The sequence below is a fragment of the Streptomyces sp. NPDC051104 genome (genome assembly GCF_040682835.1).
Lineage (GTDB): Bacteria > Actinomycetota > Actinomycetes > Streptomycetales > Streptomycetaceae > Streptomyces > Streptomyces cynarae.
On sequence record NZ_JBFBBS010000164.1, the window covers coordinates 1 to 1,099 of the forward strand.

Here is a 1,099-nt window from a genome sequence, read left to right on the forward strand (position 1 = left end):
ATCGCCCTCGTCATGCTCACCCTCGGAGGCGACCGCCCAACACTGCCAGGACGCCAACTCGCCTCAGACTGACCCACACATCAAGCAGAAGAGCCAAAAAAATCGCGTTCGGCATCGCGGTACCGCCGCCCGGTGACCGTCGTTCCAGGATCGCCGGCCGTCGCACGGGAGGCGGAAGCACCGGGGCGGAAGCACCGAGGCGGAAGCACCGGGGGCGGAAGCACCGGAGGCGAGAGCACCGGCGCGTGTCAGTCGGCCTGGGCGCTGGGGCCTTGCAGCAGAGCCGCTGTGGCGACGTCCCAGTCGACTCCGGCGAGCTCGTCACCGGCGGGAACGAGTTCATAGGTGTACTCCAGCCACTCCGCCAGCGGTGCCACGGGCAGCTCGAACAGGGCCGCCATGTCGCCGGAGGCCAGTTGGAGCCACGCGGTCGCGCGATCCCCCGGACCGGACGGCCAGATCCGGAGGTCCCCGAGGCCGCTCGTCGAGTACAGCCCCTGCTGGAGGAGGTCTCGCCCGATGCGCCACAGGACACATGGGCCGCCTTCGATCAGGAACTCCACGCTCACGATCAACGGGGCTTCCGGGGCGAACCGGAACTCCGCCCTGACCGCCTGCCGGGCGGAGACGTCCAGCACGCGCTCGATGTCCAAGGTCAGGTCAGGACGGCCGTGCCGCGCCGCTCGACGGGTCTGGAAACCTGGTCGGTTGCCGCTCATGAGGGTAGATCCTTCTCTGTGGCGGAAGCTGGCCCGACCCACTGTCGTCGTTGCGGGCTCCCCGTACACAGGTAACTTGACCGACCCCACCGGATTTGACGGTGGTGGCCGTGACGGATGACCACCGCGCGGACGGCGCGTGCCCCGGGATGTCCTGCCCGGGCGGCCCGGGCGGTAGGGGGCCGCTGCCCCCTCGTGCGCTGCGGGCCGCCAACATTAAGAGGCCGCGCGGATAGGCGCGGTTGGGGACACCGGCAACAGTGCGGGCACAGGTCCCGGTGATCATGGAGTTGCGACGCTCTGTGATCACTGGGGAGACCTGTGCCCGCGCTTCCATCATGGCTGACCGAGCCGCTCTGGGACCAATTCGCCGCGCTGCT

At 69.3% G+C, this 1,099-nt stretch carries 1 protein-coding gene; it reads right to left on the minus strand.

The genetic code is table 11. The annotated features are described in order from the left end of the window. Positions 1-248: 248 nt before the first annotated feature. A complete protein-coding gene (locus AB0N14_RS40330) occupies positions 249-719 on the minus strand; it encodes an SsgA family sporulation/cell division regulator (RefSeq protein ID WP_366030641.1) in 471 nt (156 codons plus the stop codon). Between the last annotated feature and the right edge of the window lie 380 nt (positions 720-1,099).

What these genes read in the sequence shown, in the direction of transcription:
- AB0N14_RS40330 (WP_366030641.1), bottom strand. Translation starts at nt 719, where the DNA reads ATGAGCGGCAACCGACCAGGTTTCCAGACCCGTCGAGCGGCGCGGCAC.